The sequence below is a fragment of the Amycolatopsis acidicola genome (assembly GCF_007713735.2).
Classification (GTDB): domain Bacteria; phylum Actinomycetota; class Actinomycetes; order Mycobacteriales; family Pseudonocardiaceae; genus Amycolatopsis_E; species Amycolatopsis_E acidicola.
In genome coordinates this window covers 44245-61096 of sequence record NZ_VMNW02000018.1, presented here as the reverse complement: position 1 = coordinate 61096, position 16852 = coordinate 44245, and the positions used below count along the sequence as shown (strand labels likewise).

The 16852-nt window shown below is 70.3% G+C and carries 20 protein-coding genes; 7 read left to right on the top strand and 13 right to left on the bottom strand.

Annotated elements, in window-relative coordinates:
* Positions 1-80: 80 nt before the first annotated feature.
* Positions 81-1025, top strand: coding sequence for a U32 family peptidase (locus FPZ12_RS15125; RefSeq protein WP_144747122.1), 945 nt, complete (start codon positions 81-83; stop codon positions 1023-1025).
* The gene (locus FPZ12_RS15120; RefSeq protein WP_144747123.1) at positions 1022-2173 is read left to right on the top strand and encodes a mandelate racemase/muconate lactonizing enzyme family protein; all 1152 of its coding nucleotides are present in this window, start codon (positions 1022-1024) and stop codon (positions 2171-2173) included. The genes FPZ12_RS15125 and FPZ12_RS15120 overlap by 4 nt, the downstream gene beginning before the upstream one ends.
* Here FPZ12_RS15120 and FPZ12_RS15115 read toward each other — a convergent pair.
* Positions 2154-2708, bottom strand: a complete 555-nt coding sequence (locus tag FPZ12_RS15115; protein WP_144747124.1) for a carboxymuconolactone decarboxylase family protein — start codon at positions 2706-2708, stop codon at positions 2154-2156. The genes FPZ12_RS15120 and FPZ12_RS15115 overlap by 20 nt on opposite strands.
* A 39-nt stretch (positions 2709-2747) precedes the next feature.
* On the opposite strand from FPZ12_RS15115, the gene FPZ12_RS15110 reads away from it, so the two are divergent.
* Positions 2748-3083 carry a winged helix-turn-helix transcriptional regulator gene (locus FPZ12_RS15110; RefSeq protein WP_243769854.1) on the top strand — a complete coding sequence of 112 codons (336 nt, stop codon included), beginning with the start codon at positions 2748-2750 and terminating at the stop codon, positions 3081-3083.
* On the opposite strand, the gene FPZ12_RS15105 is transcribed toward FPZ12_RS15110, so the two are convergent.
* The 3 genes from FPZ12_RS15105 to FPZ12_RS15095 are packed head-to-tail and all read right to left on the bottom strand — an operon-like array spanning position 3080 to position 6492.
* Complete coding sequence (locus FPZ12_RS15105; protein ID WP_144747125.1) at positions 3080-3844, bottom strand: IclR family transcriptional regulator; 765 nt, start codon at positions 3842-3844, stop codon at positions 3080-3082. The two genes, FPZ12_RS15110 and FPZ12_RS15105, sit on opposite strands and share 4 nt — an antisense overlap.
* 40 nt (positions 3845-3884) lie before the next feature.
* The gene (locus FPZ12_RS15100) at positions 3885-5375 is read right to left on the bottom strand and encodes an aldehyde dehydrogenase family protein (protein WP_144747126.1); all 1491 of its coding nucleotides are present in this window, start codon (positions 5373-5375) and stop codon (positions 3885-3887) included.
* On the bottom strand, positions 5305-6492 hold the full coding sequence (locus tag FPZ12_RS15095; protein ID WP_243769853.1) for an MFS transporter: 1188 nt from the start codon (positions 6490-6492) through the stop codon (positions 5305-5307). Before FPZ12_RS15095 ends, FPZ12_RS15100 begins: the two co-directional genes overlap by 71 nt.
* Positions 6493-6559: 67 nt before the next feature.
* On the opposite strand from FPZ12_RS15095, the gene FPZ12_RS15090 reads away from it, so the two are divergent.
* Together FPZ12_RS15090 and FPZ12_RS15085 are read left to right on the top strand one after the other, a co-directional pair.
* Complete coding sequence (locus FPZ12_RS15090; protein ID WP_144747127.1) at positions 6560-7510, top strand: ArsR/SmtB family transcription factor; 951 nt, start codon at positions 6560-6562, stop codon at positions 7508-7510.
* Between the two features lie 30 nt (positions 7511-7540).
* Complete coding sequence (locus tag FPZ12_RS15085; protein WP_144747128.1) at positions 7541-8179, top strand: MBL fold metallo-hydrolase; 639 nt, start codon at positions 7541-7543, stop codon at positions 8177-8179.
* On the opposite strand, the gene FPZ12_RS15080 is transcribed toward FPZ12_RS15085, so the two are convergent.
* The 5 genes from FPZ12_RS15080 to FPZ12_RS15060 all read right to left on the bottom strand — a co-directional run bounded on the left by FPZ12_RS15080 (position 8098) and on the right by FPZ12_RS15060 (position 12124).
* Complete coding sequence (locus FPZ12_RS15080) at positions 8098-8841, bottom strand: DUF2334 domain-containing protein (protein WP_208025852.1); 744 nt, start codon at positions 8839-8841, stop codon at positions 8098-8100. The genes FPZ12_RS15085 and FPZ12_RS15080 overlap by 82 nt on opposite strands.
* Positions 8842-8907: 66 nt before the next feature.
* Positions 8908-10338 carry an adenylosuccinate lyase gene (gene purB, locus FPZ12_RS15075; RefSeq protein ID WP_144747129.1) on the bottom strand — a complete coding sequence of 477 codons (1431 nt, stop codon included), beginning with the start codon at positions 10336-10338 and terminating at the stop codon, positions 8908-8910.
* Between the two features lie 24 nt (positions 10339-10362).
* Entirely contained in the window at positions 10363-10959 is a 597-nt protein-coding gene (locus FPZ12_RS15070) for a TetR/AcrR family transcriptional regulator (RefSeq protein WP_144747130.1), read from the bottom strand.
* A gap of 9 nt (positions 10960-10968) precedes the next feature.
* A complete protein-coding gene (locus tag FPZ12_RS15065) occupies positions 10969-11622 on the bottom strand; it encodes a hypothetical protein (RefSeq protein ID WP_144747131.1) in 654 nt (217 codons plus the stop codon).
* On the bottom strand, positions 11615-12124 hold the full coding sequence (locus FPZ12_RS15060; protein WP_144747132.1) for a SigE family RNA polymerase sigma factor: 510 nt from the start codon (positions 12122-12124) through the stop codon (positions 11615-11617). The genes FPZ12_RS15065 and FPZ12_RS15060 overlap by 8 nt, the downstream gene beginning before the upstream one ends.
* 97 nt (positions 12125-12221) lie before the next feature.
* Between FPZ12_RS15060 and FPZ12_RS15055 the strand changes: the two genes are divergently transcribed.
* A complete protein-coding gene (locus tag FPZ12_RS15055; protein ID WP_144747133.1) occupies positions 12222-13256 on the top strand; it encodes a threonine aldolase family protein in 1035 nt (344 codons plus the stop codon).
* On the top strand, positions 13253-13831 hold the full coding sequence (locus FPZ12_RS15050) for an HAD-IA family hydrolase (protein WP_144747134.1): 579 nt from the start codon (positions 13253-13255) through the stop codon (positions 13829-13831). Before FPZ12_RS15055 ends, FPZ12_RS15050 begins: the two co-directional genes overlap by 4 nt.
* On the opposite strand, the gene FPZ12_RS15045 is transcribed toward FPZ12_RS15050, so the two are convergent.
* The 4 genes from FPZ12_RS15045 to FPZ12_RS15030 all read right to left on the bottom strand — a co-directional run bounded on the left by FPZ12_RS15045 (position 13828) and on the right by FPZ12_RS15030 (position 16825).
* Positions 13828-14010, bottom strand: coding sequence for a hypothetical protein (locus tag FPZ12_RS15045; RefSeq protein ID WP_144747135.1), 183 nt, complete (start codon positions 14008-14010; stop codon positions 13828-13830). The two genes, FPZ12_RS15050 and FPZ12_RS15045, sit on opposite strands and share 4 nt — an antisense overlap.
* Positions 14011-14102: 92 nt before the next feature.
* Positions 14103-15293: an aminotransferase class I/II-fold pyridoxal phosphate-dependent enzyme gene (locus FPZ12_RS15040; protein WP_144747136.1), complete on the bottom strand. Its 1191-nt coding sequence runs from the start codon at positions 15291-15293 to the stop codon at positions 14103-14105.
* Positions 15294-15344: 51 nt separating this feature from the next.
* The gene (locus FPZ12_RS15035; protein ID WP_144747137.1) at positions 15345-16472 is read right to left on the bottom strand and encodes a transglycosylase SLT domain-containing protein; all 1128 of its coding nucleotides are present in this window, start codon (positions 16470-16472) and stop codon (positions 15345-15347) included.
* Positions 16469-16825 (bottom strand): hypothetical protein, encoded by a 357-nt coding sequence (locus FPZ12_RS15030; RefSeq protein ID WP_144747138.1) that lies wholly within the window; start codon positions 16823-16825, stop codon positions 16469-16471. Before FPZ12_RS15030 ends, FPZ12_RS15035 begins: the two co-directional genes overlap by 4 nt.
* Between the last annotated feature and the right edge of the window lie 27 nt (positions 16826-16852).

Genomic DNA, 16852 nt, shown 5'->3' with positions numbered 1-16852 from the left:
CTTGACCGCCGCCGTGAGCCTCCTTACTCTCGTCTGAGATCACGAATATCGTCCGAAATATCGAACGAGGCGGTGTGCCGGTGCAACGGACACGAGACTTCCTGCGCTCTCTCGGACTGCCGGGCGGTGACCCGGCCGAGGCACCCACCAGCACGAAGCGCTTCCCCGACGGCGCCCAGTACCGGGTGGAAATCCCGAGCGTGGAGGGGCCCGAGGCGCTCGAAGCCGTCTACACCGAGGCCGACGCGCGCGGGGTCGTCGTGCACCGCGTCTCGCAGGGCAGCGGTGGGATGTTGCTCACCCGGCGGGAGCTGGCCACGATCGGCCGGTTCGCCAGGGCGCGGTCGGTGGAGGTGAGCCTGTTCGCCCGGCCCGTCGCGGCCTGGGACACCGGGGCCGCTTCGGTCGCGAGCGCGGGCGGCTTCTTCGCGGCGCAGGCGCGCGGGACGGAGCAGCTCGTGCACGTCCTCGAGGACATCCGCCGCACCGCCGACGCCGGGATCCGCAGCGTGCTGATCACCGACCTCGGCGTGCTCACGGTGGCGGCCAGGATGCGCGAGGCCGGTGAGCTGCCGCCGGACCTGCGGTTCAAGATCAGCGTGCAGATGGGGCTGGCGAACCCGGCGTCCGTGCGGATCGCGGAACAGACCGGGGCCGACACCTACAACGTGCCCACCGACCTGAGCCTCGCCCAGCTCGCCGCCATCCGCGCGGCGATCGACATCCCGCTGGACGTCTACCTCGAAGCCCCGGACGACCTCGGCGGGTTCGTGCGGCATTTCGAGATCGCCGAGATCGTGCGGGTCGCGGCGCCGGTGTACCTCAAGTTCGGGCTGCGGAACGCGCCGAACATCTACCCCAGCGGCACGCATCTGACCCCGACAGCGGTCGCGTTGTCGCGGGAGCGCGTGCGCCGCGCGGAGATCGGACTGGAGCTGTTGCACCGCTACGCGCCGGACGCGGTCGGTTCCACGCTGCCCGCCGCGGACCTCGCGGTGCCGGCCGCCGTCGAGGAGCTGGTGTGAAGATCAGCAGGGTCGAGACGTTCGTGCTCGGCACCCCGTGGCGGGACCTGACCTTCGTCCGCGTGCACACCGACGAGGGTCTGACCGGCGTCGGCGAGACGCGGATGCTCGGACACACCGAAGCCCTGCGCGGATATCTCGCCGAAGCCGTCCCGCGGCACGTCGTCGGCTCGGATCCGTTCGACATCGAGTCCTTGGTACAGCGCATGAAGCGCGGGGATTACGGGCGCGCGGGCGAGATCGTCATGTCCGGCATCGGTTGTGTCGAGATGGCGTGCTGGGACATCGTCGGCAAGGCGCTGGGGCAGCCGGTCTGGCGGCTGCTCGGCGGCAAGGTGCGGGAGAAGATCAAGGCCTACGCCAACGGCTGGTACACCGTCGAACGCGAGCCCGGCGAGTTCCACGCGGCCGCCCGCCGGGTCGTTGAACGCGGGTACCGGGCGCTGAAGTTCGACCCGTTCGGGCCAGGGCAGTGGGAGCTTTCGCGGGAGGAACTCCGCCGCTCGGCCGACCTGGTGGCCGCGGTGCGCGACGCGGTGGGCCCCGATGTGGAGATCCTGGTCGAGATGCACGGCCGGTTCGCCCCGGCGGAGGCGGTGCGCGTCGCCCGCTCGCTCGCGGAGTTCGACCCCGGCTGGCTCGAAGAACCCGTGCCGCCGGAGAACCTCAAGGCACTGAACAAGGTCGCGGACCACGTGGACATCCCGATCGCCACCGGCGAGCGGATCCACGACCGCGCCGAGTTCCGCGAACTGTTCGAACTGCAGGCGGCGGACGTGATCCAGCCCGACATCGGGCACCTCGGCGGCATCGCCGAAACACGCAAGCTCGCGGCGACCGCGGAGACCCACTTCGTGCTCGTCGCGCCGCACAACGTGGGCGGCCCGGTGCTGACCGCGGCGAACCTGCACCTGGCCGCGACCACGCCGAACTTCAAGATCCAGGAGCACTTCAACGATTTCGCCGATGAGCACGTGAAGCGGGCGGCGCCAGGCCTGCCCGCTGTGGTGGACGGGTACTTCCCGCTGCCGGAAGGCCCGGGCCTCGGCGTGGAACTGGACACCGACTTCATCGCCGAACACCCGTTCCAAGCCGCGCGGTTCGACCTCTTCGCGGAAGACTGGCAGTTCAGAGGGACAAAGAGCTAGGCGGGTTCCGGGGCAGCCGTAATGCTCGGACGGTGAAGGAAATCGCGTGGTACCAGCCGCAGACTAGGAGCACGTCGAGCGTGGCGTCCTCGCCGATGGCGGTCACGAGGTTCGCCCAGGTCTCGTCGGCGAGGTCGTAAGTCGCGTGGAGTTCGTCGACCGCTTGAAGCACCGCGCGGTCGGCCGTGTCCCAGCAGTCGTCCGCCGGGCCGCCGGTCGCGAGTGAGCTGATCTGCGCGGCGCTGAGCTGCGCCTTTTCGGCGAAGGTGGCGATGTGCACGCTCCACTCGTAGTCGGCGCCGCACAACGCCGTGGTCCGGTCGATGACCAGTTCCCGCTGCCGGAGCGTGAGCGTGGCACGGCGGGAGAAGTAATACTGCCCCCAACTCGCGACGCCGCGGGCGAGTTCGGGCCGCCGGGCCCACACGCGGAACAGCTGGATCGGCGGCCCGAGCAGGTCGAGCGCGGCGCCGGTCTCCTCGTCGTACGGTGGCTCGAGCGGCTGGATCCGAGGCTGCTTCGATTTCAGAGGCATGCCGGGTACGGTAGCCTTGCTGCTTCGGAAAGGAAAGCAATGGCGAAGCACTCCACCCCGTTGCCCGGCAGGCGGGTCCGCGGCTCGGAAACCGGCCGCCCGATCATGGCCCTGCTCGATCTCCTCGGCAGGCGCTGGGCGTTGCGCGTGCTGTGGGAGTTACGTGACGGCGCGGCTCCGACCTTCCGCGAGCTCCAGCAGCAGTGCGGCGGCATCTCGTCCAGCGTGCTCGCGGACAGGCTGCGTGAACTCGGCGAAGCGGACCTCGTCGAACACGCCGACGCGGGCTATGGCCTTACCGCACAAGGAAAGTCCTTGCTCAAAACGCTCACCCGGCTCGACGCCTGGGCGTCGGGCTGGCGCCCGAAAGGCTAGAGCTTTCCGCCCAGCCGGGCCGAAAGCTCCGCAGCCCCTTCGCGCACGAGCTTCTCCCAGCGGGCCCAGGATTCGTCGGAATGCCGGGACGTCGGGATCGAAATACTCATCGCCGCGACCCAGGAGCCGCTCGCGTCCACCACGGGCGCTGCCACGCAACCGGCGTCCACATTGGACTCGCTGCGTTCGCTCGCTTTCCCGTTCGCGCGCACTTCTTTCAGCTGTGCCAGCAAAACCGAGCGCGAGGTGATACTGCGCTCGGTGAGGGCCGCGAGCTTGTGTCCTTTCAGCGCCGCGGTCAGCTCTGCCTCCGGCAGCCCCGCGAGCAGCACCTTGCCCACCGCCGTGCAGTGCGCCGGGAGCCGGACGCCGACCTCGGAGATCAGCCGCACCGAATGTGTCGAGTCTATTTTGGACACATAGACCACGTCGAGCCCGTCGAGCACACCCACGTGCACGGTTTCCCCGCACTGTGCCGCGACCGAGCGCGCGACGGTGTCGGCTTCGGCGGCGAACTCCAGCCGCTGCTGGTAACGCGAGCCCAGTTCGAGCAGCACCGGGCCCAGCCGGTACATGGTCTCCTCGCCTGCCTGCTTGTCCAGGTACCGGCGCGCGACGAGCGTGGTCAGCAACTCGTGCACAGTGGAGCGCGGGAGGTCGAGCCGCGCCGTGATCTGCGCGGCGGACAGGCTGGGCTCGGTGCCGAGGAACAGCTCGAGGACGTCAGCCGCGCGCAGCACGGCGGGCACGAGGCGGGGCATGGGGAAAACATACCCCGCCTCGTCCGAAATATCGGACGACTCAGCCCTTGCCGCGCCCGTGCAGTGTCTTGATCAGGCGGCTGACCAGCTGATCCGTCTTCTCCGTGCGGGAGAACGACGTCAGCTGGATCGGCACGGTGAACCGCTGCCGCGCCACCGCCTTCGTCCTGGCGAACTCGCGCAGCCCCTCCGGACCGTGGATCCGGCCGAAGCCCGAATCCCCGACCCCGCCGAACGGCAGCGTGGCCACCCCGGCGAACGAGAACGGCGCGTTGATCGAGGTCATCCCCGAGCGCAGCCGCTCGGCGATGCGCTGCCCGTTGTGCTTGGAGAACACCGTCGAGCCCAAGCCGTAGCTGGTCGCGTTCGCCTTCTCCACGGCCTCGTCCATGTCCTTGACCTTGGCGACCGTCATGGTCGGGCCGAAGGTCTCCTCGCGCACCGCCTCGGAGTCCTCCGGGACGTCGACCAGCACCGTCGGCTCCACGAACCGGTCGCCGACCGCGTCCTTGCCGCCGGTCAGCGCCCGGCCGCCCTTGGCGAGCGCGTCGGCGATGTGCCGCCGCACGACGTCCAGCTGCGAAGGCATGGTCATCGGGCCGTACTCGGTGCCCGGCTTGACCTTCTCGGTCAACGCCACCACCTTGCCGAGGAACGAGTCGTACACCCGCTCGTGCACGTAGACCCGCTCGACGCCGATGCAGGTCTGGCCCGAGTTGGAGAACGCGCCCCAGACCGCGGCGTCGGCCGCCGCGTCCACGTCCGCGTCGTCGTCGACCAGCAGCGCGTCCTTGCCCCCGGCCTCGATCACCACCGGGGTCAGGGTTTCCGCCGCCGCGGCCATGATCTTCTTGCCGGTGGCCGTCGAACCGGTGAAGGCGATCTTGTCGACCCCGGCGGAAACGAGCGCCGCGCCCGTCGCGCCGAAACCGGTGATCAGCTGGAACACCGGCTGCTCCGGGACCACCTCGGCGAAGGTGTCGACGAGCCACTTCCCGACGCCGGGCGTGTACTCGCTGGGCTTGAACACCACGGAGTTGCCCGCCGCGAGCGCGTAGGTGAGGGAACCCATCGGCGTGAACACCGGGTAGTTCCACGGCCCGATCACGCCGACCACGCCGAGCGGGAGATACTCCACGCTGGCGGTGTGGTTGCTGAGCAGCAGCCCGGCGGACCGGCGCTTGCGGCCGAGGACCTTGCGCGCGTGCTTGCCAGCCCACGCGACGTGTTCGATCGCCAGGACGATTTCCAGCTGCGCGTCGCCGCGCGGTTTGCCGGTCTCGCGGCAGACGACGTCGATCAACTCGGGCATCCGGCGGGACAGCACCGCGTTCCACCGGCGAAGGCGCTCCGCCCGCCCGTCGAAGCCGAGCGAAGCCCACCACTGCCCGGCCTTCTTCGCCCGGTCGACGGCTTCCCGGACCTGCTCCCCGGTGTGCACGGGATAGCTGCCGACGACCTCATCCGTTGCCGGGTTCAGCGAGTCGAAGGTCTCCTGGTGCACTGCCGGCTTGGGCTCCACCGCGGTCATGCTGCGCCTCCCTACTGGTCAGTACGGACAGCATGACACAAGCCGTGGCCGAGCTCACCACCCCGAGCAAAGGAGCAGCCCACAGCGGCAGCAGGCCGAGGCTCAGCGAGCCGAGCGCGAACCCCGTGCCCTGGACGGCGAACGAAAGCGAGAAGCCTTCCGCGCGACGGCCTTCCGGCAGCAAGCGCTGCAACTGCACCGAAGCGACGGTGACCAGCGGCCCGGTGCAGCAGCCGAGCAATGCCGCGCCGATGAGCAGCCCCGCCCAGCCGAGGTTCGCGGCGACTAGGCATCCGCTGACGACGAACCCGCAGAGCAGAAGAGTCGCCTGGCGGATGGGCGCCCAGCGCGGCGCGCGCCAGGCGTAGAGCGCGCTGCCCACGATGCTGGCGCCGCTGAGCACGGCGATGACGAGCCCGGCGGTTCCCGGCGCGGCGCCGAGCCGCTGCACCAGCGGCAGCGGTGCGACCTCGATCGTCGAGAGCAGGTGGCCGATCGCGAACTGGCAGGCGAGCCAGCGGGCCGCGGGCCCGATCGGCAGCCGGGCACCGGCGCGTTCGAGCTCGACTTCCTTGTGTGGCACCAAGATCGCCGACCCGAGATAGGCCGCCGCCATCACGCCGAGCGGGAGCAGCGCGCTCGCGAGCCCGCACACCGACACCAGCAGCGGCCCGGCGATCAGCACACCCTCCATGAGCATCGCGTCCACGGACACCGCGCGCGGCAACGCGTCCGCCGGAATCGTGCCGGGCAGCAGGGAACGGAATCCGCCGGAAAGGCCGCCGGTGATCGCGCCCGGCAGGACGACGAGCGCGAGCAGCACCGGTCCCGCCAACCCGGCCCACGCCGCGGCGGCGATGGCCGCGAGCGTGCCGCCCGCGCAGGTCAGCAGGAGCACGAGGCCGCGCGCCCGGCCGAGCCGGTCGAGCAACCGGCCGGACGGGACCGCGCCGAGCAGTTCGGCGGCCACGAACACGGCCATCATCACCCCGCCCAGCCGGTAGGACCCGGTGATCGCGGTGGTCAGCAGCGTGAAGGCGAGCGGTGCCATCGTCGCCGGCAGCCTGGCCAGCTGGATCCCGGCCGACCAGTGCCAGTACTCGCGGGTGAGCGCCATGCCCTCGACGCTTCTCCACAGCCGCCCGCGGTCGTACTATTTCGGAAATAGCCGAAAGAGACGCCACATGATCGAGCTCGAGCTGACCGCGCCGGGCACCCACCGGATCCGGTTCGCCATCTCCCCGCTGGAGGAGGCGCTGGGTGCGGTGCAGGTGGTGCTCGGCCTGCGCGGCCACCCCGCGTACCTGCCCTGGCTCGACGGTGCCCGGCGAACGGCGGCGCGGTTGCCGATCGACGGGCTGCGCCGGGTGCTGTCCGCGCGGCACTACATCACCGATTTCCTCAGCCCGCCGCCGGACAGCCCGGAAACCACCGCCGAGCTCCAGCTCGCCGCGATCCGCCGGACCCCGCCCGCCCAGGTCGCCGCCGAACTGGCCATGGTCGACGCCGATCTGGCGGAACTCCCGGCGGATCCCGGACTCGCGCGTGACCGGCTGGCCGAGGAAATGGCCATCGTGTGGTCGGAACTCGTCGCGCCGCACTGGACCCGGATGCGCGCGGTGCTGACGGACGACATCGCGTACCGCTCGCGGCGTCTCGCCGAGGGCGGAACAGCGTTGGTGCTCAACGAGTTGAGCCCGCGCGTCCGGCTGGCAGGCGACTCGCTGCTGGTCGAGAGCCGCAGCCGCGCCCGCGGGCGCATCGACGAACGCGGGCTCCTGCTCATCCCCTGCACCTTCGCGTGGCCACGCGTCGGAGTGATGTTGCTCGAACCGTGGCAGCCCGCGCTGCTGTACCCGGCGCGAGGGGTCGCCCGGCTGTGGGCGGCCGAGCGGAAACCCGACGCCCGGCTCGCCGCCGTCCTCGGCCGGACCAAGGCGGCTTTGCTTGTGGCGCTTGACGAACCGGCCGGCACGACGGCGCTCGCGCGGCGGCTCGGGCTCTCGGCCGGCACCGTCTCCGAGCACCTCACCGCGCTGCGCGACGTGGGCATACTCACGGCGACCCGTACCGGACTTCAGGTGCGATACCGCCGGAGCGATCTTGGCGAGTCTCTGCTCGCGGGCCTACGCTGACCTGGTCATCTGCACGAGGAGTGAACCACGATGCGCATTGTCCACTATGGACACGCCTGTGTGCTGCTGGAGACCGACGGCGAGCGGATCCTGCTCGACCCCGGCGCGTTCTCCGAAGGGTTCGAGAAAGAGCGCGAGCTGTCCGCGGTCTTCATCACCCACCAGCACTTCGACCACATCGACGCCGAGCGGCTGCCGGGCCTGCTGAAGGCGAACCCGGACGCGAAGCTGATCGTCGACCCCGGCACCGAGGAGACGGTGGCCAAGCTGGGCCTGGAGTTCCAGGTCGCCCGGCCCGGCGACGCGCTGGAGATCGGCGGCACCGCGGTGCACGCCGTCGGCGGCCAGCACGCGGTGATCCACCAGGACATCCCGGTCATCCCGAACGTCGGGTTCCTGTTCGGCCACGGCGCCTTCTACCACCCCGGCGACTCGTTCCACGTGCCGGAGCAGAAGGTGGACGTGCTCGGCCTGCCGACCGGGGCGCCCTGGCTCAAGGCCGGCGAAGCGGTCGACTTCCTGCGCGCCGTCTCACCGCGGCTCGCGGTGCCGATCCACGAGGCGGTCCTCGCGAACCCGGCGCTGCACTACGGGTTGTTCACCAACCTGGCGCCGGAGGGCACCGAGGTCCGCGTCGCCGCGAGGGGCGAGTTCGAGAAGGTTTCGTAGGTCGCGCCGAAGGCCCGGTTCTCCAGCGAGACGTCCACGGCGTCGAGCAAGGCCTGCCGGAGGCCGGGCCTGGCGAGGTCGGGAGCGTGCACGCCGAGCCGCACGAGCCCGCCGCGTTTGGCGATCCGGGCGGCGGCGAGCACCAGCGCGAAGCAACGCACGGTTTCGGTGCGCTGCTGGCTCGAAAACTCCTGCACCCTGGCGCGATGCAACGCGCCGGTGCGCAGGTTGTGCACGGCGGTGAGGCTCGCGCAGAGCCGGAAACCCTGCCCGCGCAAGGCATCCAGCGTGCCACGCGACGCCAGCCAGCGTGGCGGTGCGAAGCCGTCGGCGGTGAGCCCGGCCTGCTCCAGCGCGGCCTGCGCGGCGATCAGCCGGAGCCGCGCTTCGTGCGCGGGCAGCGCCGCGAACTCGGCGCGACGGCCGAAATGCGGCCGGTGCGACGGCGTGACCTGATGGTCGGAACCGTGCAACAGCAGTCCGTCACCCTTGTCCTGACGGGTGCGGATCCATTCGTCGACGGCGGGCGTCCTCTCCGTGCGCGGCGCGAACAGCAGCGACAACGGGACTTCGCGCCGGTCCAGCTCGGCGGCTAGGTCGGCACATCGATGGAGTGTCCGGGGACCGATGCCGGACAACGAGACCAGCAGACGGGCAGCCATGACCTCATTGAGACAGCCGAGTGTGACCTCACGTTGAACTCACAGCACCCGCGAGCCGAACAGTCGCTACAGGATCGGCTCCGGCACGTAGTTCGTGGCCTCCGGGAAGCGGGTCAGCACGTGCTCGACCTGCTTCGCGACCGCGGTGACCTGCGAAGGGGCCACGCCGGTGAACGAAAGCCTGTCCGCCAGCAGGCCGTCCAGGTCCTCCCGGCTCAGCGGTAGCCGCTCGTCCGCGGCGAGCCTGTCGAGCAGGTCGTTCTCGGTCAGGCCCTGTTCCCGCAGCGCCAGTGCGGCCGCGACGGCGTTCTCCTTGATCGCCTCGTGCGCCGTTTCGCGGCCCACGCCCGCGCGGACAGCCGCCATCAGCACCTTCGTCGTGCCGAGGAACGGCAGGTACCTGTCCAGCTCGCGCGCGACCACGGCGGGGAACGCGCCGAACTCGTTCAGCACCGTCAGGAAAGTCTCGATCAGCCCGTCGAGCGCAAAGAAGGCGTCCGGCAAGGCGACCCGGCGGACCACGGAGTCGGACACGTCGCCCTCGTTCCACTGGTCGCCGGCCAGCTCGCCGATCATCGACAGGTGCCCGCGCAGCACCACGGCCAGCCCGTTGACCCGCTCGCAGGACCGCGTGTTCATCTTGTGCGGCATGGCCGACGAGCCGACCTGCCCCGGCTTGAAGCCTTCGGTGACCAGCTCGTTCCCTGCCATCAGCCGGATCGTCTTGGCCAGGCTCGACGGGGCCGCGGCCAGCTGCACCAGCGTGGAGAGCACATCGAAGTCCAGCGACCGCGGGTAGACCTGGCCGACGCTGGTGAACGTGCGGTGGAAGCCGAGGTGCTCGGCGATCCGCCGCTCCAGCAGGTCCAAAGTGGACTGATCGCCGAGCAGGTCGAGCATGTCCTGCGCGGTGCCGACCGGGCCCTTGATGCCGCGCAGCGGGTAGCGGCCGATCAGCTCGTCGAGGCGCTCGAAGGCCACCAGCAGCTCGTCGGCGGCGGTCGCGAACCGCTTGCCCAGCGTTGTCGCCTGTGCCGCCACGTTGTGCGAGCGGCCCGCCATCACGAGGTCCGCATGCTCGACGGCGAGCGCCGCCAGCCGAGCGAGCACGGTGGCGACCCGGCCGCGCATGAGTTCGAGCGAACGCCGGATCTGCAGCTGCTCGACGTTCTCGGTGAGGTCACGCGAGGTCATGCCCTTGTGCACGTGCTCGTGCCCGGCGAGCGCGTTGAACTCCTCGATGCGGGCTTTCACGTCATGCCGGGTGACACGTTCGCGTTCGGCGATGGAGGCCAGGTCGACCTGGTCGAGCACGCGCTCGTAGTCGGCGATGACGCCGTCTTCCACCTCCACGCCCAGCTCCTGCTGTGCCCGCAGCACGGCCAGCCACAGCTCGCGCTCGAGGGTCACCTTGCGCTCCGGGGACCAGAGCGCGACCAGCTCCGGCGAGGCGTAGCGGGTGGCGAGGACGTTCGGGATGCTGGGCTTCTGCGTCACGGCCCAAGCGTAGACGGCCCGTGGTCAACCCTGCTGGGGTTGGTCGGCGGGCAGTGCCCGGCGCAACATCGCGCGGGCGGCCGCGCGCGGATCCGGGTCCACCTCGATCAGCGCGTTGACCACGGCCCCGTCGACCAACGCGATCAGTTCCTTCAGCCGGTGTTCGTCGATCGGCACGTCGGAGCGGCGGAAGATCTCGGCGAGCAGTTCGTGGAACTCGCCTTGCATGGCGCGCATCAGCGGCCGCAGGTACGGCCGCCTGCCGGTGGCGACCAGCTGTTCGTAGCGCAGCAACACGGCTTCGTACCGGGTGTCCACGCCGAGCAGCTGGTCCAGCACCAGCTCGACCACCGCCTCGCGGTCCCGGTGCTCGGTGCTCAGCTCGGCGAGCTGGGCCCAGCCCTCGTCCAGCTCCGCGCGGCCCTTGTGCCCTGCGGCCGCGGTGATCAGGTCGTCGAGGGAGTCGAAGTAGTAGGTGGTGGACGCCAGCGGCAGCCCGGCCCGCTCGGCGACGGCGCGGTGCCGGATCGCGTCGAACCCGCCCTCGGCGAGCAGTGCTGCGGCGGCTTCGATCAACGCGGAGCGCCTTCGCTCGCCTTTGGGCGTGCTGGCTGCGGTCATGCCTGGAGTTTAGAAATGAGCCGCCAGGTCCGCCGCGATGCGGGTCAGCTGGTCGGCCAGTGGGGCCGTGCCGCCGGGGCCGGGGACGCTGATCACCACGATCGTGCCGCCGCTGATCGCGGCCCTCTGCTGAGCGACGGCGCTGCCGGGCTCGGACGCGGCCGGGACGGCCGTCCCACGCGGGATCAATGCCGCCGTGACGAACCCCTGCTGCACGTGGAACTCGGCCGAGCGGGCGCCCGTCACACAGACCTGACCGGGGAACGGCCCGGTCCTGCCGGTCGCCGGAAGCTCGCCAGCGAGGGCAGTGGCGAGCTCCCGGTCGACCTTGTCGCACCCGGAGGTGCTGTCGGCCGAATGGCCGTCCTCTCCGGTTCCGGCGGTTCCCTGCGAGGCCGACGGAGCGGAGAGGATGCCTGGAGGACGTTCCGGCGCGTTCGCGGGTTGCGCGGAGGACGACTCCCCACCCCGAAAGTAGGTCAAACCGACGACCCCGGCAGTGCCGAGCAGCAGGACCAGGCAGGTTGTCACGAGCAGCGCGAACTGGTTGCGGCGCGCCTTGGCGCGGGCGGAGCCGCTCTTCACCGAGTCGAGGCTGAACCTCGGCGCCGGTGGCTCGCCGGGCGCGGACCGGAACAGCTCGGCCAGCTCCTTCTCATCCATGCGTCTCCACCTCCTCGCCGAGTGCCGTGCGCAGATGCGCCAGCCCGCGGGCCGTCTGGCTCTTCACGTTTCCTTCGCTGCAGCCGAGCACTTTCGCGACCCCGGCCACGTCCAGGCCCTCGAAGTAGCGCAGCACCAGCACCGCGCGCTGCTTCGGCGGCACCTCGCGCAGCCCGGCCATCAGGTCGGCGCGCGTGGCGACCTGCTCGTCCAACCGCACCCCGGTCGGCTCCGGCTCGGGCAGCCGTTCGGTCTGCTGCTCCCTTCGCCACGGCCGCCGCGATTCGTCGATCGAGGCCCTGATCAGCGTTTTCCGCAGGTAGGCGTCGGTCGCGTCGCGGTCGCGGATCTTGTGCCACCGCCGGTGCAGCGCGACGAACGCCGTCTGCGCGAGATCGTCCGCCCGATGCCAGTCACCGCACAGCAGGTACGCGGTCCGGCGCACGGAGTCCCGCTTGGCAGCGAAGTACTCCGCGAACTGGCGTTCCCCGTGCTCGTCCACCGGCCTCCCGAACGTCTCTCCTGTTAGACGGAAGGTGCGCACTTTACGGTTGCATAGCGGGTTGTAGATCAACTATTTCGTGTGATGTGATCTCCTCGTGACCTCTAACGACGGCGCCACGCTCGATTTCCGCTCGGACACTGTCACCCGGCCGGATGAAACGATGCGGAGAGCGATGGCGTCGGCGGAGGTGGCGGACAACGTTATCGACGTCGATCCCACGATCAGGGCCCTCGAGGAGCGCGCGGCCGCGGTGCTCGGCATGCCGGCGGCGCTGTGGACCCCGAGCGGGACGATGGCCAACCTCATCGCGCTCAGTGTGCACCTGCAGCGCGGCGACAGGTTCCTCGCGCCGAAGGGCGCGCACGTGCTCAACAACGAACTGGGCACGGCGGCCTGGCTCGCCGGCGGGATGCCGGAGCCGCTGGAGCACGACGCCGGCCCCGGCAGGCCCACCCCGGAAACGCTTTCCGCCGCCATCGGCGCGCGCGGCGGCCCGTACTACGCGCTGCGCACCACCCTGCTGTGCTTGGAAAACACGCACAACGCCGCCGGTGGCGCGGTGACCCCGCCGCACGAGCACGCCCAGCTGCTGTCCACCGCGCGGCAGGCCGGACTGCGCGTGCACCTCGACGGCGCCCGGATCTGGCACGCGGCGACGGCGCTCGGGCTGCCGCCCGCGGCGCTGACCGTCGGGGTGGACACGGTTTCGGCCTGCTTCAGCAAGGGCCTCGGCGCCCCCGTCGGTTCGGTGGTCGCGGGGAGTGTGAATTTCGTCGAGCGCGCCCGCCGGATGCGGCAGATGCTCGGCGGCGGCGTGCGGCAGGGCGGCATACTCGCCGCGGCGGGCCTCGTCGCGCTCGACCGCATCGCCGACCTGGAGCAGGACCACGAAAAGTCCCGCAGGCTCGCGGCGGGACTGGTCGAACTGGGGTGGGAGGTCAACGCCCCGGAGACCAATATCCTGCTCGCCCGCGTGGCGGACATTTCGGTCACGCTGGAGTCCCTGCGCGCGCTCGGCGTGCTGGCACTGCCGATGGCCGGGAAGGTACGGTTCATCACGCACCGGGACCTGTCGCTCGACGACATCGACGAAGCGTTGCGCCGGATCAAGGCTGGGGGCCATCCGTGACCAACTGGGTCGTTTTCGACTACGGCGAAGTGATCTGCGGTCGCAACGAAGAGCTGCCGGCGCTGGCCACCACGCTCGGAGTCGAACTCGCCCGGTTCGAGCCGGAGTACTGGGGCAGGCGCGACGTCTACGACCGCGGCGCCACGGACCTGGAGTACTGGAGCGCGATCGGCGCCGCGCTCGGCGTGTCCGTCGATCAGTCCACTTCGGACAGACTGACCGAGATCGACATCGCGGGCTGGTCGAACGTGCGGCCGGAGTCGCGGGAACTACTCGCCGCGCTGGACGACGCCGGAGCCGCACTGGCGCTGCTTTCCAACGCCCCGTCGTCCTTCGCGCGTTACGCGGAGAAACAGGCGTGGGCGGAGCACTTCCGCGTGCGGGTGTTCTCCGGGGACGTCGGCGTGGCCAAACCGGACGCGAAGATCTTCGAACTGCTGCTCGCCCGCCTCGGTGCCGAGGCGGGCGAGTGCCTGTTCTTCGACGACCGGCAGTCCAATGTGGATGGTGCGCGCGCGGTGGGGCTGCACGCGCACCGATGGCTCGGCGTCGAAGCGGCGCAGGCGCTCCTTTAGCGCAGCCGTTTCGGCTCGTTGCGGTTCTTGATGGCGCCGTAGGCTGCGGTGCCGAGGAAGACCGCACCCCCGATGATGGCGATCCAGACGACGGCCTTGAGCAGGAAGCCGATCACCGATCCGATCACCATGAACGCCAGCCAGGCGACGATGAGTGCCCCGACGATCTTCCAGAACATGGCATCCCTCCGGTGTTGCGTCGCGGACCATCCGGCCCGCTAGAGCAAGGTTGCCAGGTCCTGGCCAACGAAGCTCGTGTTCTGGCCAACGTTCAGGGGAAAGCCGGGGTTCCCCCTGAGCGGAGCCAGCCGCCGAGCCGCCGCACGCCTTCCTCGACCTCGGCCGCGGCACCGGCGAACGAGAACCGGACGAACTTCCCGCCGTCGACCGGGTCGAAGTCGATGCCCGGGGTGATGGCCAGCCCGGTGTCGGCGAGCAGGCGCTGGCACCAGCTGAGACTGTCCACGGTGTGCTCGGAAACGTCCACGTAGGCGTAGAAAGCACCGTCCACGGGTGCCACCCTGTCCAGCCCGATCCCGCGCAGGCCGTCCAGCAGCAGGTCCCGGTTCGCGCGGTAGTGCGCGACGTGCCCGTCGAGTTCCTTGTAGGACTCCGGCTCGAACGCCGCCACGGCCGCGTGCTGCGCGATCGCCGGGGCGCAGATGTTCAGGTTGCCGGTCAGCACGTCCACCGCCCGGTGCAGCCTGCGCGGCACGAGCATCCAGCCCAGCCGCCAGCCGGTCATCGCGAAGTACTTCGAGAACGAACCGAGCACGATCGACTCCGGCGAGCTCTGCCACGCGCAGCCGAGCTCGGTGTCGTACGAAATGCCGTGGTAGATCTCGTCGCTGATCAGCTGCACGCCGCGGCTCGAGCACCAGCCCGCGATCGCGGCCAGCTCGCCCGGCGGTAGCACGGTGCCCGCCGGGTTCGTCGGGCTCGCCACCACCAGCCCGGACAGCGGGCCGAGCTCGTCGAGCAGTTCGACGGTCGGCTGGAAGCGGGTGCTCTCGTCGGTGGCGAACTCGACGACCTCACAACCCAGTGCCGTCAACAGGTTCCGGTACGCCGGGTAGCCGGGCCGCGCCATCGCGACACGGTCGCCCGCGTCGAAGGCACCGAGGAACGACAACAGGAAGCCACCGGAGGAACCGGTGGTCACGATGACGTCCTCGGGGCTGACGTCCAGCCCGTACCGGTGCTCGTAGTGCCCCGCGATCGCCTCGCGCAGTTCCGGGATGCCCAGCTGCACCGTGTACCCGAGGTTCTGTTCCCGCAGCGCCCTTTCCGCCGCCGCGACGACCGGCGCCGGTGCCCCCGCCGTCGGCTGCCCGGCGGCGAGGGAGATCACGTCTCCGTGGGTGCGCTGCCGCGCCTCCGCCGCGGAAAGCACTTCCATCACGTGGAACGGCGCTACCTCCGCGCGCCTAGCCGGACCTGGGAACGCCGCGATATCGACCATGCATCCCAGGTTAAGTGGTGCGCTGAGTCACCCGGGCGGCATTGTGCGTAATCAGTAACCGACGTACCCGCCGCCATGCGACATCGACGCCAGGCCCGGCGTGTTCGCGATGCTGCCGTAGCGGCCGATCGTGTAGCGGACACCGGCGATGATGTTGTCCACCGGGTTGTAGATGTTGTCGTGCCCTGGCAGTTTGTTGGCGTTGAAGGTCGAGTCGATGCACTGCATGAGCCCCTTGGACGGGTGCCCGGCCTGCGCGTTGGAGTCCCACAGGTTGATGGCGTTCGGGTTGCCGCCCGACTCGTGCTGGATGATCGCCCAGATGTTCTTGACGTCGGCCTCGGTCACGTTCACGCCCGCCGCCTGCAGCTCCTTGATCGCCTCGTCGATCCACTGCTGCACGTTGCCCGGCGGCGCGCTCGTGGGCGGGCCACCGCTGGAGCCGAGGCCGCCGGCACCGCCGCCGCCCCCACCGGAACCGCCGCCGCTGGAGTGGTGCGAGCCGCCGCCGGTCAGCCCGCCGGTGCTGTGCGCCGCGGCCGGTGCCGTGCCCAGCGGCGGGACCGAGGAGTAGCCGCCCTCGACGTCCTTCTGCACCAGGCCCATCACGCGCTGGATCTCCTGGTTCGCCGCGTCGAGCTTGCCGCCGATCTGGCTCTGCGCGTCGTTCGCGATGCCCGTGGTGACCTCGAGGTTCGACGCGATGATCGCGTCCGGGGTCTGGGCGGGCATGGTGGCGCCGTCCTTGTGCGCGTTGGCCGCGTCCAGCTGCGCCTGCGCCGCGTCGGCCTTCGCCTGCGCGTCCTTGTTCAGCCCGTCGATCTTGGTGTGCGCGTCGTCCCGGAGCTGCTGCACCTCCTTCTGGGTGCGGTCTAGGAACGACTGCAGGTTGCCCAGTTCGGTGGCGACCTCGTCGAGGTGGTCGTTCACCTTCTGGCCGGCGTCCCCGATCTTCTTCACGTAGTCGAAGAACGCGTCGGCGGACGGGCCGGTCCAGGTGCCGCCGCCGAGGCCGGCCGTCGCGTTGCGCAGCGCCACCGTGTGGTCCGCGGAGTCCTTCGACGCCTGCTGGAACTGGTCGGCGACGCCCTGGATCTGCGCCGGGTTGACCTTCTCCACCTGCTGCGTCTTCGACTCGACGTCCTGCCAGTTCGGCGGAAACTCAGCCTTGGCACTCATGTGTCCAGACTTCCGTCCTTGACGGTCAGGCTGTCCTTCGCCGCGTTATCGGCTTCGCGCAACGCCTTCGCCGCCTCGCGCAGCGCGCCGCCCGAGGACTTCATCAGGTCCGCCGCCGCGTCGAACTGGCTGTGCATCCGGTCCTTGAAATTCCCGAGCGCCTGTACCGCGTGCTCCGAGGGGTGCGGCTCGCCGGGGCGGGTGTCGGGGTGCTTGATCTCGCCGAACGGGTTCTGCCCCGTCACCCCGGTCATCTTGGCCTTGGAGTCCTTGAAGTGATCGTGCAGGACTTCCACCTTGCCCGCCACGTGCTCCAACGAGTCCGGATCGCTCTGCTGCGGCACGCCTGTCATCCCCCTTCGCGCGGCTGCTTCTCTCAG

What these genes read in the sequence shown, in the direction of transcription:
- FPZ12_RS15065 (WP_144747131.1), bottom strand. Translation starts at nt 11,622, where the DNA reads ATGGATGAGAAGGAGCTGGCCGAGCTGTTCCGGTCCGCGCCCGGCGAG.
- FPZ12_RS15105 (WP_144747125.1), bottom strand. Translation starts at nt 3,844, where the DNA reads ATGCCCCGCCTCGTGCCCGCCGTGCTGCGCGCGGCTGACGTCCTCGAG.
- FPZ12_RS15030 (WP_144747138.1), bottom strand. Translation starts at nt 16,825, where the DNA reads ATGACAGGCGTGCCGCAGCAGAGCGATCCGGACTCGTTGGAGCACGTG.
- FPZ12_RS15115 (WP_144747124.1), bottom strand. Translation starts at nt 2,708, where the DNA reads ATGCCTCTGAAATCGAAGCAGCCTCGGATCCAGCCGCTCGAGCCACCG.
- FPZ12_RS15070 (WP_144747130.1), bottom strand. Translation starts at nt 10,959, where the DNA reads ATGACCGCAGCCAGCACGCCCAAAGGCGAGCGAAGGCGCTCCGCGTTG.
- FPZ12_RS15035 (WP_144747137.1), bottom strand. Translation starts at nt 16,472, where the DNA reads ATGAGTGCCAAGGCTGAGTTTCCGCCGAACTGGCAGGACGTCGAGTCG.
- FPZ12_RS15090 (WP_144747127.1), top strand. Translation starts at nt 6,560, where the DNA reads ATGATCGAGCTCGAGCTGACCGCGCCGGGCACCCACCGGATCCGGTTC.
- FPZ12_RS15095 (WP_243769853.1), bottom strand. Translation starts at nt 6,492, where the DNA reads ATGGCGCTCACCCGCGAGTACTGGCACTGGTCGGCCGGGATCCAGCTG.
- FPZ12_RS15100 (WP_144747126.1), bottom strand. Translation starts at nt 5,375, where the DNA reads ATGACCGCGGTGGAGCCCAAGCCGGCAGTGCACCAGGAGACCTTCGAC.
- FPZ12_RS15045 (WP_144747135.1), bottom strand. Translation starts at nt 14,010, where the DNA reads ATGTTCTGGAAGATCGTCGGGGCACTCATCGTCGCCTGGCTGGCGTTC.
- FPZ12_RS15110 (WP_243769854.1), top strand. Translation starts at nt 2,748, where the DNA reads ATGGCGAAGCACTCCACCCCGTTGCCCGGCAGGCGGGTCCGCGGCTCG.
- FPZ12_RS15085 (WP_144747128.1), top strand. Translation starts at nt 7,541, where the DNA reads ATGCGCATTGTCCACTATGGACACGCCTGTGTGCTGCTGGAGACCGAC.
- FPZ12_RS15080 (WP_208025852.1), bottom strand. Translation starts at nt 8,841, where the DNA reads ATGGCTGCCCGTCTGCTGGTCTCGTTGTCCGGCATCGGTCCCCGGACA.
- FPZ12_RS15040 (WP_144747136.1), bottom strand. Translation starts at nt 15,293, where the DNA reads ATGGTCGATATCGCGGCGTTCCCAGGTCCGGCTAGGCGCGCGGAGGTA.